Below are 449 nucleotides of genomic sequence, written 5' to 3'. Positions count from 1 at the left end.
CCGCCGCGACGCCGAGAAGAAGTACGGCTTCGACCTCTATCAGGGCGGTATCCCGCCGGGCGAGCAGATTCGCCTCATCCACGTCGGCAGCGACGTGCAGGCCTGCGGCGGCACCCACGTCAAGCGCACCGGCGACATCGGGGCCATCAAGGTGCTGACGACGGAGCCCGTGCAGGACGGCGTCGAGCGCGTCGTCTTCGCGGCGGGCGACGCGGCCGTCGAGGCCACACAGCGCACCGAGGACGCGCTGTACAGCGCGGCCGACGTGCTCGACGTGAACCCCGCGGACGTGCCCGAGACGGCAGAGCGCTTCTTCACCGAGTGGAAGGAGCGCGGCAAGACCATCGACCGTCTGAAGACGGAACTCGCCGAGGCGCGCGCCGCGGCCGGGGCGGACGAAATCGATATCGACGGTACGCCCGCCGTCATCCAGCGCCTCGACGGCGACG

The 449-nt window shown here is 70.8% G+C and carries 1 pseudogene; it reads left to right on the top strand.

Features of this window, described 5'->3' with window-relative positions:
- Positions 1-449 (top strand): annotated as a pseudogene (gene alaS / locus DVK06_RS17755) (alanine--tRNA ligase); the annotation flags it as partial.

Origin of the sequence: Halorubrum sp. Atlit-28R (genome assembly GCF_003665955.1) — an archaeon.
In the GTDB taxonomy this organism is placed as follows: Archaea; Halobacteriota; Halobacteria; order Halobacteriales; family Haloferacaceae; genus Halorubrum; species Halorubrum tropicale.
This window is presented reverse-complemented; position numbering and strand designations above follow the sequence as displayed.